The sequence below is a fragment of the Pseudomonas sp. 05N434 genome (assembly GCF_056396965.1).
In genome coordinates this window covers 1-1,126 of the sequence record NZ_JBFTMK010000912.1, presented here as the reverse complement: position 1 = coordinate 1,126, position 1,126 = coordinate 1, and the positions used below count along the sequence as shown (strand labels likewise).

The following is a 1,126-nucleotide window of genomic DNA, read 5'->3' as shown; positions in this document are numbered from 1 at the left end:
ATGTGGCAGGCCAACGCCGGTGGTCGCTACCGGCACAAGAATGATCGCTACCTGGCACCATTGGACCCGAATTTCGGTGGTGTCGGCCGGGCTCTGACCGACCGTGACGGCTACTACAGCTTCCGCACCGTGAAACCCGGTCCGTATCCTTGGCGCAACGGTCCGAATGACTGGCGCCCGGCGCACATCCATTTTTCCATCAGCGGACCATCGATCGCCACGCGCCTGATCACCCAGCTGTATTTCGAAGGCGATCCACTGATCCCGATGTGCCCGATCGTCAAGTCGATCGCCAATCCAGAGGCGGTACAGAGCCTGATCGCCCGGCTCGACATGGGTAATGCCAATCCGATGGATTGCCTGGCCTATCGTTTCGACATCGTGCTGCGCGGCCAGCGCAAGACCCACTTCGAAAACTGCTGAGGAGTCCGTCCATGCCTATCGAACTGCTACCCGAAACCCCTTCGCAAACGGCCGGCCCCTATGTGCATATCGGTCTGGCCCTAGAGGCTGCCGGCAACCCGACACGGCCGGAAGAAATCTGGAATCAGATGGCCAAGCCGGGTGCCGAGGGCGAACAGATTCTGCTGATCGGTCATGTCTATGACGGCAACGGTCACCTGGTGCGAGACTCGTTTCTGGAGTTTTGGCAGGCCAATCATGAAGGTGTCTACGACCCGGTCTTCGACTCGGAAAAAACCTTCAACAGTTTCGGCCGAACCGCCACCACCTTCGATGCAGGGGAGTGGACACTCAACACCATCAAGCCTGGCGTGGTGAACAATGCCGCCGGGGTGCCGATGGCGCCTCACATCAATGTGTCGCTGTTTGCCCGCGGGATCAATATTCACCTGCAAACCCGGCTGTACTTTGCCGATGAGCCACAAGCCAACGCGACGTGCCCGGTGCTTAATCTGATCGAGCAACCGCAGCGTCGCGAAACGCTGATAGCGCAGCGTTGCGAGGTGGATGGCAAGGCGGCTTATCGTTTCGACATACGTATTCAGGGGGAGGGTGAAACGGTGTTCTTCGATTTTTAAAACCCGCTTCGCGCCGAGCCAGCGAGTTCAACGGGCCAAGCGTGCAGACAACAAAAAGCCGCTGCCACCCTCACAGGGCGGCAGAG

Annotated in this window: 2 protein-coding genes; both read left to right on the top strand. The window is 59.1% G+C overall.

The features are described 5' to 3' along the window. On the top strand, positions 1–423 hold a 423-nt coding region (locus tag AC1DLB_RS30645; RefSeq protein WP_477786359.1), incomplete at its 5' end, for a dioxygenase family protein. 11 nt (positions 424–434) lie between these two features. After that, the gene (pcaG, locus tag AC1DLB_RS30640; RefSeq protein WP_018927931.1) at positions 435–1,040 is read left to right on the top strand and encodes a protocatechuate 3,4-dioxygenase subunit alpha; all 606 of its coding nucleotides are present in this window, start codon (positions 435–437) and stop codon (positions 1,038–1,040) included. The last annotated feature ends 86 nt before the right edge of the window (positions 1,041–1,126 follow it).